Genomic DNA, 17,078 nt, shown 5'->3' with positions numbered 1-17,078 from the left:
CGGCGCGGCCCGGCCCCGGCGGGTGACCGCGGCCGTCGGGCGGCGGATCAGCGCCGGCCGGCCGCGGCGGCGCACACCGCGGAGTGGACCGCGCGGGCCAGCCGGGCGCCCCACAGGGAGCGGGGGCCTGCGAACGCCTCGGGTTCCTCACCCGGTCGGGGATTGCGGGCGGCGACGCAGATCGCGTCGGTGGGCGTGCCCGAACAGTCGTAGCCGGAGTCGAGAAGAGCCTGGACCTTGGCCTCGGTGGCGGTCGTCGCCGCGTTGACCAGGGCGGCGTCGGTGAGGGCGGCGGGGACGGCCACGATGATGTTGATGGTGCCGGGGGCGGGCGGCACGGGGGTGCCTGGCGTGGGGGTGGCGGCCCAGCCGTGGACACCGAGGCCCGCGGTGACCACCGCCTCGACGCCGCCGTCCAGCGCGTGGCCGTGACGGAGGACGTCGGCGGCCGTCATCAGGCCCACGCCCGGCCCCTGTGCTCCGGCGTCGTGGGCGAGGCTTGCGAGGTGGTCGCCGGGGTCGGTGCGGCTGTAGCCGTGCGAGACCTGGGCGTTGAGGACCCAGGAGCGCTCGCCGATGCCGCCGCCGAGGACCGCGCTGCTGATCATTCGCCAGCCGGCACCGGCCCGCCAGAGCAGGGCCGACAGTTGCTCGTCGCATTCGACGCGGGTCAGCGTCTCCAGCGGAAGGACGCCGACGGCGGCGCGGGACGACGGCGGGGCAACGGTCACTGAGCTGGACTCCTCCGGGCGGATGGCGCTGATGATCGTACCGAGCGCACCTCAGTGCTTCGAGTACGCGCAGGAGTACCTGCGCAGGGGCCAGGACCGCGACTGCCCCTGGACCGAGACGAGTCGGCGCGTCGACCGCACCGCATTCCGCCGCATTCCGGGCGTCACCCACGGGTGTGATCGTCTTTCGGCCGTCGCGCGGGGTGGGCGGCCCGGCGGACCTCTCACCGCCGCAACGTTTCTGCCCGCGCCGTGGAAGACTCCCCAGGCGTGGCGCGCGATGTCCGCCGAACACCGTTTTGCGCCATATCCGCTGTTTACCCGACATTGCCTCCCTCTCTCCGCGAACGTGAGCACACGGTCGGCAACCCGACCGACCTCACAACCGAGTCCGTTCACGGGCCCCGCCGGAAGATCCGTGCTCGAAGGAGAACGATGTCCAAGCACCACCTCGCCCGCGCCGCCCTGTGCGCGGCGGTCGCCACCGCGCTCGTCGGCGCCCTCGCCGGCTCCGCCTCCGCCGCGGACCGCGCCGACCAGGACCTGGTCAACAAGTCGGACGGCGGCCGCCTGGCACTCCTCGGCAACTCCACCGGGGAGGGCGCCACCGCCATCACCCTGCGCGACCCGGGCTGGCGGTACAGCACCGAGGCCTGGGACGAGGTCGACGGCAGGTGGGAGAACGCGGGCTACACCCTCACCTTCAAGAACCGCGCCGCCGGCAAGTGCCTCCAGCCGTCCTCCGCCACGCCCACCCGGGGCACCACCATCGTCGTACGGAGCTGCGACGGCTCGGATCTGCAGCGATGGGTCCTGCGTCCCGAGTACGACAACAACTCCCGCTGGTGGCTGTGGCGGCCCAAGGTGGACACCAGGCTGGCGGTGGCTCTGAACCGCTACAACGACGGCAGTTGGGACACCCTGCACCTCGACACGGCATACCCCAGCGACGACAGGCTGTGGCGGATCACCCCCAACGACAGCAGCTGGTAAGGGTGTCGGGGTGCTCGCGCGCACCGGCCGCGAGCACCCCGTCCGGCTCCGGAGAACAAAGCGTCCGCGGTGGTCCGCGCGATCAGGCCGCCCTCTCCGGGCGGACGGCGGGGAAGACGGTCGCGAGCCGGTCGCACAGGGGCGCCGCGGCGGGGTGGGGGTCACGACGCGGGACGACCGTACGGATACCGCGGGTGGGGGCATCGACGAGGTCCACGGTGGTGACGTCGCCGCGCAGGGCGCGGGTCAGCACGCCGGGCACCAGCGCGATGGCGTGACCGGTGGCGACGAGGGCCAGTTCGCCGGGGAGATCGGCCGCCGTGAGGTCGATGTGCACGCCGACGCCGACCCGGGCGGCATGCCCGCGCAGGAGTGCCGCCGAGCCGTCGTTGTCCTCGGCCCAGACCTCGTCGGCCAGCGCCTGGAGGGGCACGGGGCCGCGCCCGGCGTGCGGGTGGTCGGCGGGCAGTACGACGACCATGTCGTCCAGCCCGAGGAATCGGCGTTCCACGCGGGGGTCGTGGGGCAGGCCCGGAGGTGCGTCGGTGACGACGGCGAGGTCGAGTGCGCCGGTGACCACCCGATGGTGCGGCTGGACGCTCAGGCCGGGGAGCAGACTCCACCTGAGGGGACCGGCCTGTTCCAGCAGGTCCCGGACGGCCTCGGGAACGACGCCCGCCGCGAGCGAGGACGTGCGCCGACGGTCAGCGGACGGTCGTAGGGGATACTCGCCGCCGGCAGCCGGGAGGTGCTCGGCCGAGTCCGCCCGGTACGGGAGACGCTGGGCACCGTGTGCCACGTCGACGACGTCCCCGCCGCAGCCGGCACCGAGCTGATCGCCGGCAACCGCCTCGCGGGCGCCGCCCCCGCCCCGCGTGGCGCACTGCGGCGTGCCGATGCCCCCGGCCCGCCGCGTGCCCAGCTGCCGGATGTCCTCGAACGCGGCCGGCTGGGCGGGTTCGCGGCCCGTCAGCGTCCCCCGCGCTCCGCTCAACCGGCCGTCTGGGCGGCGGCGTCCCTGCCCGGCGCGCCGGGCATGGACGTGGCCCGCGCGGCATCCGCGTCCGGAACCCCCTCGCACTGCGCACGGCCTGGCCCGCACCGGCGCCCCCGTCCCCCGTGAGGCCGAGATCGCCGTCACCACCACGCCCCCGCCGTGGACGACGCCGTGCTCGAACCGCTCCGCGCGTACATCCGCGGGCACGCCACCGGAGCCCCCGCCCACTTCCGTGACGCGTTCCTGCCCACCGGGCACATCGAGGGAATCCGGGACGGCGCGTTCGTCTGGTCGGGACTGGACGAGTCTGCGCACCCTTCCCGGGCCGGCCGGCCCCGGACGAGTCGACCCGGTCCCGCCGTGTCGACGCCGTCGACGTCCACGGCAGCGTGGCGACCGCGACCATGACGCTCCGGCACGGCGCGGACACGATCACGGACGTCTTCCTGCTGGTCCGCGGCGACGGCGGATGGCGCATCGCCAACAAGTCTGTCACCGGCACCCCGCCCGATGAACGCCCGTGCCCGGCACCTCGTCCCGAGGGGGCGTGCGCGCGGCCGCGCGGGTACCTAGGGTGTGTCGTACACGGGTTTGCGGTGAAGGAGTGGAACTCAGGTGCCGGGGACGGGCCTAGGGTGGTTCTGAACCATGAGGGATGTATCTCGGCTGGCCGAGCCGATGTCGGCGGATCCCGGGGACTGCGCCGTGCTGGCGGCGTGGGAGCGGTTCGTGCGGGGGGAGGACCGGGTCCCGGGGGTTCGGCCTCTGGTGGCGGTCTCCTGGCATCGTTGTCGGGAGCAGTACCGGGTCGATCCACATCTCGCCGAGGCCCCGGTGGCCGTCGCGCAGCCGGGTCATCCACCGGAGCACGACGTGGTCTTCGCCGAGCTGGGTTTCCGGGCGGCCGCGGTGGCGCACGAGGTCGGTGGGCTCGGTGGTGTCGTCACGGTCACCGACTCCTCCGGCCGGATCCTGGCCGAGTGGGGTGACCAGGCGACGCTGGCGAAGGCGTACGAGTCCCGGCTGGCCCCCTGGTTCTGCTGGTCCGAGTCCGCGGCCGGGACGAACGGCATGGGGACCGCGCTGGAGGCGCACGGGCCGGTGCCGATCAGTGGTCCGGAGCACTGGTGCCGGGCCTTCCACCACTGGGGCTGTGCGGGCATCGCGGTACGGGACGTGGTGACCAGGGAACCGATCGCGGTCCTCGGCATCTGCTGCTGGCACAGCCGGCTCCCCGCCTCCGCGGCGAGCTGGCTCGCGCACGCGGCCGTCATGGCCCAGCACCCGCTCAAGCGGCGCGCCCGGGACAGCGGCGCCGAACTGGTCGCCGCCTACACCCGGGCCCGGACGCACTCGCGCGCGCCGCTGGCCGCGCTGGACGCCGCGGGCCGGGTGGTGATCGCCGACGACCTGGCGGGAGTGCTCCTCGGCGTCCCGGCCGCCACGCCGGCGATCGACCCGACGCTGCGCTGGAACCCCGGGCTGCCGGAACTGATCGCGGCCTGCCGGCACGCCGCCGGGCAGGCGGCGCACGATCCCGGCTGGGTCGGTTCGACGCAGATCTACGGCCACCCCTGCGACGAGCCGACGTCGATCGGCATCCGGCCGGTCTTCTCCTCCGGGCATCTGATCGGGAACCTGGTCTCGTTCGGCCCCTCCGACGGGGCCCGGGTGCCGGGGGCGGAGGACACCGCGCGTCCCGCGGTGCGACCGCGCCGGCTGGTGGCGGTGCACGGCAACCGGATGGTGCTGCTGCGGCCCGCCGAGGTCTCCTCCGCCGAGTCGCGGGGCAACGACGTGTGGCTCCGCACGGATCAGGGACGCCTGCGAGCCGCCTGTTCGAGTCTGGACAAGCTCGACGGCGAGCTGGCGGACGACGGCTTCCTGCGGGTGCACCGGCGGTACGTGGTCAACCTCGGGCGGGTGCGGGAGGTCGAGCGCGGCTCCAAGGGTGAGCTGTCCCTGGTCATGGACGACGGGACGAGGGAGATGGTGCCGGTCTCCCGGCGGAACGCGGCGGCCGTACGCCGCGCGCTGGGCATCTGACGTCCACCGGCAACCGCCCTTGTTCCGGGAAGGAGGTCCCCGTGTCGGACACTCGGAACGCCGTCGCGGGCGAGCAGAACGTGACGAGCGCGGGCCGCGGCCTCGGTCTCTCCGCCGCGGCCGGCCCCCGCACCGGCCCGGTCGGCGGCATGCGCAACCACGACTGGTGGCCGAACCGGCTCGACCTCTCGGTCCTGCGCGGACACCCCGCCACGGCCGACCCGATGGGCGAGGACTTCGACTACGCCGCGGAGTTCGCCGGCCTCGACCTCGATGCCCTGGCACGCGACGTCGACGCGGTGCTGACGACCTCGCAACCCTGGTGGCCCGCCGACTACGGGCACTACGGACCGCTCGTGCTCCGGATGGTGTGGCACTGCGCCGGCACCTACCGCGTCGGCGACGGCCGCGGCGGCGCGAGCTGCGGCATGCAGCGCTTCGCGCCGGTGAACAGCTGGCCCGACAACCGCAATCTCGACAAGGCGCGCCGGCTGCTGTGGCCGGTGAAGAAGAAGTACGGACGGAAGATCTCCTGGCCCGACCTGATGGTCTTCGCGGGCAACCGCGCCCTGGAGTCGATGGGTTTTCGCACCTTCGGCTTCGCGGGCGGCCGTGCGGAGGTCTGGGAGTCCGACGACGACGTGTACTGGGGCCCCGAGCGGGTCTGGCTCGGCGACGAGCGCCACGGCGGCGTACGCGAGCTGGAGCAGCCGCTGGCCGCCGCGCAGATGGGCCTCATCTACGTCAATCCGGAGGGCCCCAACACCGTCCCGGACCCGCTGACCTCGGCGCGGGACATCCGCGAGACGTTCCGGCGCATGGGGATGGACGACGAGGAGACCGTCGCGCTGATCGCGGGCGGCCACACCTTCGGCAAGACCCATGGCGCGGCCGACCCGGAGGCCTGGCTCGGCCCCGAGCCCGAGCGCGCCCCACTCGACCAGCAGGGCCTGGGCTGGCGGAGCGGCTACGGCACCGGAAAGGCCGGTGACGCCATCTCCAGCGGCCTCGAGGGCACGTGGACGCCCACCCCGACCCACTGGGACAACAGTTTCCTCGAGACCCTGTTCGGCTACGAGTGGGAGCTGGAGCTGAGCCCCGGCGGCCTGTGGCAGTGGATTCCCAAGGACGGCGCCGGGGCCGGCACCGTGCCGGACGCCCACGACCCGGCCGCGACGCACGCCCCGACCGTCCTGACGACGGACCTCGCGCTGCGTATGGACCCGGTCTACGAGCCGATAGCCCGGCGTTTCCTGGAGCATCCGGACCAGCTCGCGGACGCCTTCGCCCGGGTGTGGTTCAAGCTGACGCACCTCGACATGGGCCCGATCCAGCGGTACCTCGGCCCGCTGGTCCCCCGGGAGCGGCTGCTGTGGCAGGACCCGGTACCGGCCGTGGACCACCCGCTCGTCGACGCGGCGGACATCGCCGCGCTCAAGAGCCGGATCCTCGCCTCCGGGCTGTCGGTCGGCCGGCTCGTCTCGACGGCGTGGGCGTCGGCCTCGACGTTCCGCGTCAGCGACAAGCGGGGCGGGGCGAACGGCGCCCGCATACGGCTCGCGCCGCAGCGGGACTGGGAGGTCAACGAGCCCGACGCGCTGGCCCGGACGCTGACCACCCTGGAGGGGATCCGGGAATGGTTCGACAGCGAGCAGAGCGGGGGCAAGAGGGTCTCGCTGGCCGACCTCGTCGTGCTCGGCGGGGCCGCCGCCGTCGAGCGGGCCGCCGGGCGAGCGGGCCACGACGTCCGGGTGCCCTTCGCGCCCGGACGCACGGACGCCCCTCAGGAGTGGACCGACGTGGCGTCCTTCGCCGCGCTGGAGCCGGCCGCGGACGGGTTCCGCAACTACTCCGGCAGGGACGGCCACCGCCTGCCCCCGGAGTATCTGCTGATCGACCGGGCGAACCTGCTGAGCCTCAGCGTGCCCGAGACGACCGTCCTGCTGGGCGGCCTGCGGGTGCTGGGCGCCAACCACCGGCAGTCGCCGCTGGGCGTCTTCACCTCGGCGCCGGAATCGCTGACCAACGACTTCTTCGTGAACCTGCTCGACGTGGACACGGTGTGGGAGCCGGCCTCTTCCGGCGCGCGGACCTTCGAGGGCCGCGACCGCGCCACCGGAGCGCTCAGGTGGACCGGCAGCCGTGTCGACCTGGTCTTCGGCTCGAACTCCGAGCTGCGCGCGGTGGCGGAGGTCTACGCGAGCGACGACGCGCGGGAGAAGTTCGTACGGGACTTCGTCGCCGCGTGGGACAAGGTCATGAACCTCGACCGTTACGACCTCCGCGGGTCCCAGCGGTCGTACGGAGCGGACGAGCGGTAGGGATGAGCGGGTGAACGGCATGCGCCGGCCCGGACTCCCGGTCGCCCTTGTCCGGGTGATCCGTCCGGCGTAGCGTGTTTACCGAGGAATATTCCTATTCTTTTTCGGTGTGATTCACCAGATATGCAGAAAAGAAGGAGAGGTAAATTCGACCAGCGGTTTTGGACGAGGAGAGTGAAGCCCCGATGACGACCACGCGGGAGCGAACCGACCTGCTGGACCAGATCGGGTTGAACGCACAGAACAAAGCGGCGCTGGGCCAGGTGCTGGGCACCGGAAGCATCGGCCGCGCCACCGAAGAACCGGACGGCCACATGCGGGCCACCATTCGCATCAATCCCGATGAGCTTTCCTGGGATCCCTCCATTCTGGTCATGCCACATGGAGGAGACATCGAGCTGGAACTCGTCAACGACGACATGAACACGCACTGCGCGCTTCTGCCGAGCAACGGCGACCGGAAGTTCATCTGGCTGGTGAACCACTCGCGAGGACAGGCGCACCTGAACCTCGACGGACCGGGCTACTACTGGTTCGGCTCGCCCACGGGCAACGACGAGGGCCGGGGACTGACCGGGTCCATCGTCGTCCTCGGGGACGCCCCGCCGGAGGCCCGCCTCGACCGTCCGGAACAGCCGCGACCGTAAGGGAAGGAGGCGGAGCACATGACCGTCGACTACGTGGACGCGGGCGAGGCCGTCGACCAGGGCAACCTGAGCGGCAAGGTCGCGGGCGGAGAGGTCGCGCCGCCGGTGGTGGCCGACGTCGACTACGAGCGCATCCTGCGGGCCCGCGAGGAACCCCAGAACTGGCTGACCTACTACGGCGCCTACAACGGGCAGCGTTTCAGCACGCTGGACCAGATCAACACCGAGACCGTCAAGCACATGGTCCCCGCGTGGGTCTTCCAGGCCGGCACCACCGGTCTGATCGCCGGCGCGTCGACCTACTCCTTCGAGGCCGCCCCGATCGTCGTGGACGGGGTCATGTTCCTGTCCGGCTGGGACGGCTGGGTCTGGGCCCTGAACGCGAAGACGGGCACGGAGATCTGGCGGTACAAGCACGCGGTCCCCTTCGACGTGTCCTTGTGCTGCGGGAACGTGAACCGCGGTGTCGCGGTGGCCCAGGGCAAGGTCTTCTTCGTGACGCCGAACGCCCGGCTGGTCGCGCTCGACGCCACCACCGGCAAGCAGGTCTGGGCCAGGACCTACGGCGACGTCCGGGCCGGCGAGAGCGCCACGGTCGCCCCGCTGATCGTGAAGAACATGGTCATCGTGGGCAGTTCGGGCGGCGAGTTCGGCGTGCGCGGTCATCTCGACGCGTTCGACCTCGAGAGCGGCGAGCACCAGTGGCGCTGCTACACCGTGCCGAAGCCCGGGGAGCCGGGTGCGGAGACCTGGCCGGCCGACGGCGAGGCCTGGGCGCGGGGCGGGGCGAACTGCTGGGTCACCGGCACCTTCGACCCGGAGACGAACCTGCTGTACGTCGGCACCGGCAACCCGGCGCCCGACTTCGACGGAGCGGTCCGTGAGGGCGACAACCTGTTCACGGACAGCATCATCGCCGTCGACGTGGACAGCGGTCAGATCCGCTGGCACTACCAGTGCACCCCGCACGACCTGTGGGACTACGACAGCATCGCCGAGTGCATCCTGTTCGAGCAGGGCGGGCGCAGACTGCTGGGCCACTTCGACAAGAACGGCTACTTCTTCGTCCTCGACCGCACCAACGGCGAGCGGGTCTCGATCACTCCCTTCGTGGACCGCATCACCTGGGGAGCGATCACGCGGGACGGCCAGGTGACGGCCAAGGTCTACCCGGACGAGGAGGGCGTCCCGGTCCACTTCTACCCCGGTCCGGCCGGTGCCAAGGAGTGGACGCACGCGTCCTACAGCCCGAGGACCGAACTGTTCTACGTCCCGGTCCAGGACACCGGTGCCACGGCCACCCGGCGGCGCCGGGAGTTCAAGGAGAGCATCCCCTACTGGGGCGCGGGCGTTCAGGTGGACATCGAGGACATGGCCGGTTCCGTCAGCGCGTTCGACGCGAACGGCGAGGAGAAATGGCGCTGGCGCAACGAACTGCCCATGTGCGCCTCGACGTTGGCCACCGGCGGTGACCTGGTGTTCGCCGGGGAGCCCTCCGGTGAGTTCGACGCGCTCGACGCCCGCACCGGGGAACCGCTGTGGAAGTTCCAGTGCGGCAGCGGTCACCACAGCAGCCCGACCACCTACATGGTCGACGGCCGGCAGTACGTCGCCGTGCCGGTCGGCTGGGGCGGCTGGGCCGAGGGGTTCCTGCCCGGCATGCTCGGCGCGGGGCACGGAAGCGCCCTGTTCGCCTTCGCCCTTCCGGAATCGTCGTAGCGCGTGACCGGAGCCTGCCGCGATGGCAGAGAGGAGGTGGATCCATGGAGTGCGAGCTCGCCGTGTGGGAGACACCGGAGTTCGACGAGATCGTGGTCGCGGCCGAGGTGACCATGTACCTCGCCCGACTGGAGGAGTAGCCGACGTGAGGAGCGGTCCGTCGGGGTGGCGCCGGAAGCCGATCCGGCGCCACCCGGCGCTCGGACCCTCGGACATGCTCGGGGCGAACGGCGAACGGCGAACGGAGGTGCGAGTCGTGTTGCTGCGCGTGCTGGGCTCGGCGGCGGGCGGCGGGTCCCCGCAGTGGAACTGCGGCTGCCCGGTGTGCGCCGCGGTCCGCTCGGGGTCCGGTGTCCCGCGCACCCAGTCGTCGGTGGCGGTCAGCGCCGACGGCCACCGGTGGTTCCTCGTCAACGCCTCCCCGGACGTCCGCACCCAGATCGAGGGCTTCCCCGGACTGCGGCCGCGCGAGGACCGTACGACGCCGCTGGAGGCGGTGCTGCTCACCGACGCGGAGCTGGACCACACCCTGGGCCTGCTGATGTTGCGCGAGGCCCGCACCCTGCTGCTGTACGCCACCCCCGCGGTGCACAAGACCCTGTGGGACGGCTCGGGGATCCTGCGCACGCTGGAGCACTACTGCCCGGTGGAGTGGCGCTCGGTGATCCCCGGCACGGAGTTCCCGCTGGCGGACGGCCTGTCGTGCCGGGCGTTCGACGTGCCCACCACCAAGCAGCCCCGGTTCGGCGGCGGGCCGGAGCCCGACCGCGTCGTGGGGTACCGGCTGACCGACGAGCGCACCGGCGGGACATTGGTGTACGTGCCCGCCGTGCAGGCGCTGACCCGGGCGCTGCGCAGGGAGATCGAGGGCTGCCCGTGCCTGCTGGTCGACGGGACGTGCTGGCGCGACGACGAACTGGTGCGGCTGGGCCTGGCGCGCAAGACGTCCCGGGAGATGGGCCACCTGCCCCTCGACGGACCGGACGGCAGCCTGGCGCAGCTCGCGTCGCTGGGCGTGCGGCGGACGGTCTTCGTGCACATGAACAACACCAATCCGGTCCTCCTGGAGGGCACGCCCGAGCGGCGTACCGTGGAGGAGTACGGCATGGAGGTTGCCATGGACGGCCTCGAGATCCAGGTGTAGTGCCGTGACGACGACGGCCACGGCGACGAGCGCGGACGGTTTCGTGGAGGCGCTGCGGGCCCACTCACGGCGGTACCACGACCAGCACCCGTTCCATGTGCGGATGAACGCCGGCCGGCTGAGCGGCGAACAGGTCCGGGGCTGGATCGCGAACCGCTTCTACTACCAGGAGAACATCCCCCGCAAGGACGCCGCGATCCTGTCCAACTGCCCCGACCTGGAGGTCCGCCGCCGCTGGGTCCGGCGGATCCTCGACCATGACGGCACCGCCGCCGGGGAGGGCGGCATCGAGGCGTGGCTGCGCCTCGGCGAGGCCGCCGGGCTGAGCCGCGAGGAGATCCTGGACCACCGGCATCTGGTGCCGGGGGTGCGGTTCGCCGTGGACGCGTACGTGAACTTCGCCCGGACCCGGCCGTGGGTGGAGGCGGTGGCGTCCTCGCTGACCGAGATGTTCGCACCCGACCTGATGGCCGCGCGGCTGGCCGCGTTCGAGCGGTGGTACCCGTGGATCGCCCGCGAGGGCCTCGCCTACTTCCGGGCCCGTCTCGAACAGGCCCCGCGGGACTGCGAGCACGCCCTGGAGGTCGTCACCGCGCACTGCGTGAGCGCGGAGTCGCGGGCGCGCGCCGTGGACGCGCTGTCGTTCAAGTGCGACGTCCTGTGGAGCCTGATGGACGCCGTCGACCATGCCTATCCGGAGTGACGATCATGGACGCGACCCCCACCGGAACGCACCGGACGAGCACCGTCGCGGTGACCGGCTCGGACCGGCCCCGGCTGGCGCGCCATGCCCGGCTGGGCTTCGACCGCACCAGGCAGCGCCGGATCCTGCTGCACCCCGAGGCGGTGGTGGTGCTGAACGACAGCGGCGCGGCCGTCCTCGACCTGTGCGACGGCCGGCGCACCGTCACCGAGATCGTGAGCGAGCTGAGCGGGCGCTACCAGCGCGTTCCCGACGCCGAGGTGCGGCTTTTCCTGTCGCGGCTCGTCGCCCGGCGCTATGTGGAGCTGGGCGGACGCCGCGGCGAGGGAGCGGGCGATGGCGATGGATAGCCCCTTCGGTCTGCTCGCGGAGCTGACGTACCGCTGCCCGCTGGCCTGCCCGTACTGCTCGAACCCGCTGAACCTGGCGGACTACGGCGACGAGCTGACCACCGAGGAGTGGCTGCGGGTCCTGACGGAGGCCGGTGGTCTGGGGGTGTTGCAGTGCCATCTGTCCGGCGGGGAACCGCTGCTGCGACGCGACCTGGTGGCGATCGTGGCACACGCCCATGACCTGGGCCTCTACACCAACCTGATCACCAGCGCCCTGGGGTTCTCGGGGACGAGGGCAAAGGAGCTGCGGGCGGCGGGCCTGGACCACGTGCAGGTCAGCATCCAGGCCGACGAGCCGGCGATGTCCGACCGGATCGCCGGGGTGCCCTCCTTCCGGCGCAAGGTCGAGGCGATGGGCGTGGTGAAGGAGCTGGGCTGGCCCCTGACCATGAACGTGGTGCTGCACCGGTACAACATCGACCGTGTCGCCGAGGTGCTCGCGCTGGCCGAGGAGGTGGGCGCGGACCGGGTGGAGCTGGCCAACACCCAGTACTACGGCTGGGCCTGGCGCAACCGCGCCGCGCTGCTGCCGAGCCGGTCGCAGCTGGAGGCGGCGGAGGGTGTCGTACGGGCCGCGAGCGAGCGGCTGCGGGACCGGATGGCCATCATCTACGTCATCCCGGACTACTACAGCCGCTATCCGAAGCCCTGCATGGGCGGTTGGGCATCGCGGCAGCTGACCGTCACGCCGAACGGCGACGTCCTTCCGTGTCCGGCCGCCCAGTCGCTGCCGTTGCCGCGGGCCAGTGTGCGCGAGGACTCGCTGGAGCGGATCTGGACCGACGCGCCGGTGATGAACGCGTTCCGGGGGACCGACTGGATGCCGGAGCCCTGCCGCGGCTGTCCCCGGCGGGAGGTGGACTTCGGCGGGTGCCGCTGCCAGGCGTTCCAGCTCACCGGCGACGCGGCGCGCACCGACCCGGTCTGCCATCTGTCGCCCGACCACGAGCTGGTCACCCGGGCGGTCGAGGCCGCCAACTCCCCGTCGGGGAAGGGTCGTCCCCCGCTGGTCCCGCGCCCGCACCAGGTGCGCCGACCGGCCGGGCAGGCGGGCCGACCGCCGAACACACGCGTGGGTTAGCCGCCGAACACGAGCGGCAGCGCCGCCGCGGCGATGATCAGGGTGACGCCGCTGAGCAGGTCCGAGCGGATGCGGACGAGGCGCGCCGCGGCGCGGCCGAGGCGCAGACCGAGCAGGGACATCCCGGCCGTGATGACGCCGAAGACGGCGGCCGACAGCCAGGGCGAGAGCCCGAGGATACCGAGGCTCGCCCCGGCGATCAGGTTGTCCAGGCTCAGCGTCAGCGGGATGCCGAACAGCGCCCAGGGGTGGTCGAGTTCGTCCGGCTCGGGGTGGCGCAGGGACGAGACGACGAGGTAGAGGCCGTACCCGCCGAGCGCCGCCGCGCCCACCACGTCGGCGTAGCCCTCGATGGCCTCGCCGATCTCGTGGCCGACCAGCAGCCCGATCAGGGGCATGACCGCGTCCCACAGTCCGAAGGTCCCCGCGACCTGCGCCGCGCGTCTCAGTCCGAAGGGGACGGTGCCGAGCACGATCGATACCCGGAAATTGTCGAGACTGAGTACGAAACCCAGGCCCAGCATTTCCCAGATCATGCACGACATGATATCTCGGGCGGCCCGTCGGATAAACCCGACGGGCCGGTTCCCGAGCAATATTCACTCAGCGAATTCTGTGATTACCGTTCGCTTTTGGAAGGTCGTCCGGTCACGTTGTTCAGAGCATCGAACCGGTCTGGATGAACCGCGTGTGCCAGGACAGGGCTTCCTCCAGCAGGTGCGGGGTGTGCCGCCCGTAGGAGGAGTGGAGGGCGCGGTCGTAATAGTCCTGGAGGGCGGGGCGGTAATCGGGGTGGGCGCAGTGGTCGATGACGCGGCGGGCACGCTGCTTGGGCGACAGACCGCGCAGGTCGGCGAGGCCCTGTTCGGTGACGATGACGTCCACGTCGTGTTCGGTGTGGTCGACGTGGGACACCATGGGCACGATGGCGGAGATCGCGCCCTGCTTGGCTCGCGAGGGGCTGAGGAAGAAGGAGATCAGACCGTTGCGGGCGAAGTCGCCGGAGCCGCCGATGCCGTTCTGGACGCGGCTGCCCATGACATGGGTGGAGTTGATGTTGCCGTAGATGTCGGCCTCGATCATGCCGTTCATGGCCAGGCAGCCGAGCCTGCGCACGACCTCGGGGTGGTTGCTGATCTCCTGGGGGCGCAGCACGATCTTGTCGCGGTACTCCCCCGCACGGGCGTTGAACCGCTCGGCCGCCTCCGGGCTCAGCGAGAAGGCGGTGGCCGAGACGCCGACCAGTTTGCCGGTGTCGATCAGGTGCAGCATGCCGTCCTGGATGACCTCGGTATAGGCGGTGAGGTTCTCGAACGGCCCCTCGCCGAGCCCGGCGAGCACGGCGTTGGCGACGTTGCCCACGCCCGACTGCAGCGGAAGCAGGTTCTCCGGGAGGCGGCCCCGCGCGACCTCGTGGGCGAGGAAGTCGAGGACGTGCTCGGCGATCCGCCGGGAGGTGTCGTCCGGCGCGGAGAAGGGGGTGTTGCGGTCGGGGGCGTCGGTCGGTACCACCGCGATGATCTTCTCGGTGGGGCACCGCAGGTACGGGACGCCGATGCGGTCGGTGGGCCGGATGATGGGGACGGGCGTGCGGTGCGGGGGCAGGGCGGTGCCGTAGTAGATGTCGTGCATGCCCTCCAGCTCGGCCGGCTGGCGGGAGTTGACCTCCAGGATCACGGCGTCCGCGCGCTCGATCCAGGTCTTGTTGTTGCCCACCGAGGAGGACGGGATGAGCCGGCCGTCCTCGGTGATGCCGCTGACCTCGACGACGGCGATGTCCAGCGGGCCGAGGAAGCCCTGCCAGACCGTCTGGGCGACATGCGAGAGGTGCATGTCGAGGTATTCCATCCGCCCCTCGTTGATCTCCCGGCGGGTGGTGGGGTCCGACTGGTAGGGCAGGCGCAGTTCGATGCCCTCGGCCTCGGCGAGCACGCCGTCGAGTTCGGGGGCGGTGGAAGCGCCCGTCCACACGTTGACCCGCATCCGCTCGCCGCGCGCGCTCGCTGCGGCGATGCGGTCGGCGAGGGCCTGGGGCACCGCCTTGGGGTAGCCCGCGCCGGTGAAGCCGCTCATGCCGACCGTCGCGCCGGCCGGGATCAGCGCGGCGGCCTCCTCGGCGGTCATGATCCGGCCGGCCAGCCGCGCGTCCTGGATCCGGGACGCGGCGGGGTGCGCGGCCGGCCTGCCGGCACTCGGCGTCCCTGCGGTCGCGCGGGTCGGGTCTTCGGTCAGCATCAGTTCTCCTTGCGCAGGACGAGGCGCAGTGATTCCAGTACGGCGGGGTCGTCGATGGTGGCCGGCACCGGAGCGTCGTCCCCGTTGGCGAGCGAGCGCATGGAGGCGCGCAGGATCTTGCCGGAGCGGGTCTTCGGCAGGGCCGCGACCACCGTGACGTCCTTGAGCGCGGCGATCGGGCCGATCCGGTCGCGCACCGACCGGATGATCTCCTGCTCCAGTCCGCCGGGGTCGCAGGTGGCGGTCGCCTTGAGCACCACGAAGGCGCGCGGCACCTGCCCCTTGAGCGCGTCGTACGCCGCGATGACCGCGCACTCGGCGACATCCGGGTGGGAGGCGACGACCTCCTCCATCGCGCCGGTGGACAGCCGATGCCCGGCGATGTTGATCACGTCGTCCATGCGGCCCATGACGAAGACGTAGCCGTCCTCGTCGCGGTATCCACCGTCACCGGTGAGGTAGTAACCAGGATAGCGGGACAGGTACGACTCCACGTAGCGGTCGTCGTCGCCCCACAGGGTGGTGAGCGTGCCGGGCGGCAGGGGCAGCCGCAGGGCGATGGCGCCCTCCTCGCCCGCGGGGCGGTCGTTGCCCTCGAAGTCGAGGATGCGCAGGTCGTAGCCCGGCATGGGCACGCTGGGCGAGCCCGCCTTGACCTCCATCGGCTCCAGTCCCCGCGGGTTCGCGGCGATCGGCCAGCCCGTCTCGGTCTGCCACCAGTTGTCAATCACGGGCACGCCGAGTGTCGTACGGGCCCAGTCGTAGGTGTCCGGGTCGAGGCGTTCGCCCGCCAGGAACAGGCAGCGGAAGCCCGTCATGTCGTACCCGGCCAGCAGCTCGGCGTGCGGGTCCAGCTTCTTGATCGCGCGCATCGCCGTGGGGGCGGTGAGCAGGGCCTTCACGCGGTGGTCGGCGATGACCCGCCAGAAGGCGCCCGCGTCCGGGGTGCCGACCGGCTTGCCCTCGTAGAGGACGGTCGTGGCGCCGACGAGGAGGGGGGCGTAGACGATGTACGAGTGCCCGACGACCCAGCCCACGTCGGAGGCGGCCCACCAGACGTCGCCGGGGCCGATGTCGTAGACGTTGGCCATGCTCCAGGTCAGGGCGACCGCGTGCCCGCCGTTGTCGCGCACCACGCCCTTGGGGCGGCCCGTGGTGCCCGAGGTGTACAGGACGTAGAGCGGGTCGGTGGCGGCGAGCGGCTCGCACTCGGCCGGCGCGGCGGAGGCCATCGCCTCGTCCCAGTCGACGTCGCGCAGGGACAGCTCGGCCCGCACCTCGGGGCGCTGGAGGATCACACTGATGTCGGGCGTGTACCGGGCCAGCAGCAGCGCCTGGTCGAGCAGGGGCTTGTAGGGGATGACGCGACTGCCCTCGATGCCGCAGGAGGCGGACACCACGACCTTGGGGCGGGCGTCGTCGATGCGCAGGGCGAGTTCCCGCGGCGCGAATCCGCCGAAGACGACGGAGTGGACCGCGCCGAGGCGCGCGCAGGCCAGCATGGCGACGACCGCCTCGGGCACCATCGGCATGTAGATGACCACGCGGTCGCCCCGGCCGACGCCGAGGCCCCGCAGCACGCCCGCGAAACGGGCGGTGAGCTGCTGGAGTTCGGCGTAGGTGTACTCCGCCTTGGTGCCGGTGACGGGGCTGTCGTAGATCAGCGCCGTACGGTCGCCGTGGCCCGCGTCGACATGCCGGTCCAGGGCGTTGAAACAGGTGTTGATCCTTCCGTCCGGGAACCACCGGTACAGGGGTGCCCGTGCGTCGTCCAGGACGCGCGACGGTTCCTCGTACCAGGTGAGCGCGGTGGCGGCATCGCCCCAGAAGCCCTCTGGGTCGGTGATGCTGCGCTGGTACTGCTCGCTGTAGACGCCCATGTGCGTCGTCACTCCTCGGGGTAGCACGCGTGGACAGCCCGCCTGTCCTGCGGAGGGAGCGCGACCTGCCGCCTCCGGGATGCTCGGCGGCTCGGCGTCGCACCCGGGTACCTCGGCCGGTGACAGGCATCATCGGGCCGGGGCGCAGGTCGTACCACCTCCATATGGAGACCCTCCTCGCATTTTCGC

15 protein-coding genes and 2 pseudogenes are annotated in these 17,078 nt (G+C 71.9%); 12 read left to right on the top strand and 5 right to left on the bottom strand.

The annotated features are described in order from the left end of the window. Positions 1-47: 47 nt before the first annotated feature. Positions 48-731: an adenosylcobinamide amidohydrolase gene (locus QSK45_RS11430; protein WP_285555776.1), complete on the bottom strand. Its 684-nt coding sequence runs from the start codon at positions 729-731 to the stop codon at positions 48-50. A 435-nt stretch (positions 732-1,166) separates the two neighbouring features. On the opposite strand from QSK45_RS11430, the gene QSK45_RS11425 reads away from it, so the two are divergent. Continuing rightward, entirely contained in the window at positions 1,167-1,724 is a 558-nt protein-coding gene (locus QSK45_RS11425) for an RICIN domain-containing protein (RefSeq protein ID WP_285555774.1), read from the top strand. 82 nt (positions 1,725-1,806) lie between these two features. Here QSK45_RS11425 and QSK45_RS11420 read toward each other — a convergent pair. Further along, positions 1,807-2,441: pseudogene (locus QSK45_RS11420) on the bottom strand (LysR substrate-binding domain-containing protein); the annotation flags it as partial. 73 nt (positions 2,442-2,514) lie between these two features. On the opposite strand from QSK45_RS11420, the gene QSK45_RS38455 reads away from it, so the two are divergent. From QSK45_RS38455 to pqqE, 11 genes and pseudogenes are all read left to right on the top strand, one after another. Beyond that, on the top strand, positions 2,515-2,847 hold the full coding sequence (locus QSK45_RS38455; RefSeq protein WP_490993545.1) for a hypothetical protein: 333 nt from the start codon (positions 2,515-2,517) through the stop codon (positions 2,845-2,847). Between the two features lie 33 nt (positions 2,848-2,880). Further along, positions 2,881-3,152: pseudogene (locus tag QSK45_RS38450) on the top strand (nuclear transport factor 2 family protein); the annotation flags it as partial. 217 nt (positions 3,153-3,369) lie between these two features. After that, a complete protein-coding gene (locus QSK45_RS11405; protein ID WP_285555770.1) occupies positions 3,370-4,767 on the top strand; it encodes a DNA-binding protein in 1,398 nt (465 codons plus the stop codon). Between the two features lie 149 nt (positions 4,768-4,916). After that, entirely contained in the window at positions 4,917-7,088 is a 2,172-nt protein-coding gene (katG, locus tag QSK45_RS11400) for a catalase/peroxidase HPI (protein WP_285556312.1), read from the top strand. 185 nt (positions 7,089-7,273) lie between these two features. Next, positions 7,274-7,735 carry an MSMEG_3727 family PQQ-associated protein gene (locus QSK45_RS11395; RefSeq protein ID WP_285555768.1) on the top strand — a complete coding sequence of 154 codons (462 nt, stop codon included), beginning with the start codon at positions 7,274-7,276 and terminating at the stop codon, positions 7,733-7,735. 18 nt (positions 7,736-7,753) lie between these two features. Next, a complete protein-coding gene (locus tag QSK45_RS11390; RefSeq protein WP_285555767.1) occupies positions 7,754-9,454 on the top strand; it encodes a PQQ-dependent dehydrogenase, methanol/ethanol family in 1,701 nt (566 codons plus the stop codon). A 44-nt stretch (positions 9,455-9,498) separates the two neighbouring features. Then, complete coding sequence (gene pqqA / locus QSK45_RS11385) at positions 9,499-9,594, top strand: pyrroloquinoline quinone precursor peptide PqqA (RefSeq protein WP_285555765.1); 96 nt, start codon at positions 9,499-9,501, stop codon at positions 9,592-9,594. Between the two features lie 116 nt (positions 9,595-9,710). Beyond that, positions 9,711-10,598, top strand: coding sequence for a pyrroloquinoline quinone biosynthesis protein PqqB (gene pqqB / locus QSK45_RS11380; protein WP_285555763.1), 888 nt, complete (start codon positions 9,711-9,713; stop codon positions 10,596-10,598). A 4-nt stretch (positions 10,599-10,602) separates the two neighbouring features. Then, on the top strand, positions 10,603-11,301 hold the full coding sequence (pqqC, locus tag QSK45_RS11375; RefSeq protein WP_285555761.1) for a pyrroloquinoline-quinone synthase PqqC: 699 nt from the start codon (positions 10,603-10,605) through the stop codon (positions 11,299-11,301). 5 nt (positions 11,302-11,306) lie between these two features. After that, the gene (gene pqqD, locus QSK45_RS11370) at positions 11,307-11,651 is read left to right on the top strand and encodes a pyrroloquinoline quinone biosynthesis peptide chaperone PqqD (RefSeq protein WP_285555759.1); all 345 of its coding nucleotides are present in this window, start codon (positions 11,307-11,309) and stop codon (positions 11,649-11,651) included. Further along, positions 11,644-12,774 carry a pyrroloquinoline quinone biosynthesis protein PqqE gene (gene pqqE / locus QSK45_RS11365; RefSeq protein WP_395484825.1) on the top strand — a complete coding sequence of 377 codons (1,131 nt, stop codon included), beginning with the start codon at positions 11,644-11,646 and terminating at the stop codon, positions 12,772-12,774. The genes pqqD and pqqE overlap by 8 nt, the downstream gene beginning before the upstream one ends. On the opposite strand, the gene QSK45_RS11360 is transcribed toward pqqE, so the two are convergent. From QSK45_RS11360 to QSK45_RS11350, 3 genes are all read right to left on the bottom strand, one after another. Then, positions 12,771-13,310 (bottom strand): manganese efflux pump MntP, encoded by a 540-nt coding sequence (locus QSK45_RS11360; protein WP_285555754.1) that lies wholly within the window; start codon positions 13,308-13,310, stop codon positions 12,771-12,773. The two genes, pqqE and QSK45_RS11360, sit on opposite strands and share 4 nt — an antisense overlap. Positions 13,311-13,431: 121 nt before the next feature. Next, a complete protein-coding gene (scpC, locus tag QSK45_RS11355; protein WP_285555751.1) occupies positions 13,432-15,009 on the bottom strand; it encodes a succinyl-CoA:acetate CoA-transferase ScpC in 1,578 nt (525 codons plus the stop codon). Then, positions 15,009-16,889: a propionyl-CoA synthetase gene (locus tag QSK45_RS11350; RefSeq protein WP_285555749.1), complete on the bottom strand. Its 1,881-nt coding sequence runs from the start codon at positions 16,887-16,889 to the stop codon at positions 15,009-15,011. The genes scpC and QSK45_RS11350 overlap by 1 nt, the downstream gene beginning before the upstream one ends. Positions 16,890-17,078: the final 189 nt, after the last annotated feature.

The sequence above is a fragment of the Streptomyces hygroscopicus subsp. hygroscopicus genome (assembly GCF_030269125.1).
GTDB classification, from domain to species: domain Bacteria; phylum Actinomycetota; class Actinomycetes; order Streptomycetales; family Streptomycetaceae; genus Streptomyces; species Streptomyces hygroscopicus_C.
Note: the sequence above shows the minus strand (reverse complement) of the source record. Positions and strands in the feature narration are given on the sequence as shown.

Excerpts from the sequence above, each read along its gene's own strand:
- scpC (WP_285555751.1), bottom strand. The coding sequence starts at position 15,009 with ATGCTGACCGAAGACCCGACCCGCGCGACCGCAGGGACGCCGAGTGCC.
- pqqE (WP_395484825.1), top strand. The coding sequence starts at position 11,644 with ATGGATAGCCCCTTCGGTCTGCTCGCGGAGCTGACGTACCGCTGCCCG.
- pqqA (WP_285555765.1), top strand. The coding sequence starts at position 9,499 with ATGGAGTGCGAGCTCGCCGTGTGGGAGACACCGGAGTTCGACGAGATC.
- QSK45_RS11350 (WP_285555749.1), bottom strand. The coding sequence starts at position 16,889 with ATGGGCGTCTACAGCGAGCAGTACCAGCGCAGCATCACCGACCCAGAG.
- QSK45_RS11360 (WP_285555754.1), bottom strand. The coding sequence starts at position 13,310 with ATGATCTGGGAAATGCTGGGCCTGGGTTTCGTACTCAGTCTCGACAAT.
- katG (WP_285556312.1), top strand. The coding sequence starts at position 4,917 with ATGCGCAACCACGACTGGTGGCCGAACCGGCTCGACCTCTCGGTCCTG.
- QSK45_RS11425 (WP_285555774.1), top strand. The coding sequence starts at position 1,167 with ATGTCCAAGCACCACCTCGCCCGCGCCGCCCTGTGCGCGGCGGTCGCC.
- QSK45_RS11395 (WP_285555768.1), top strand. The coding sequence starts at position 7,274 with ATGACGACCACGCGGGAGCGAACCGACCTGCTGGACCAGATCGGGTTG.
- QSK45_RS11390 (WP_285555767.1), top strand. The coding sequence starts at position 7,754 with ATGACCGTCGACTACGTGGACGCGGGCGAGGCCGTCGACCAGGGCAAC.
- QSK45_RS11405 (WP_285555770.1), top strand. The coding sequence starts at position 3,370 with ATGAGGGATGTATCTCGGCTGGCCGAGCCGATGTCGGCGGATCCCGGG.
- pqqD (WP_285555759.1), top strand. The coding sequence starts at position 11,307 with ATGGACGCGACCCCCACCGGAACGCACCGGACGAGCACCGTCGCGGTG.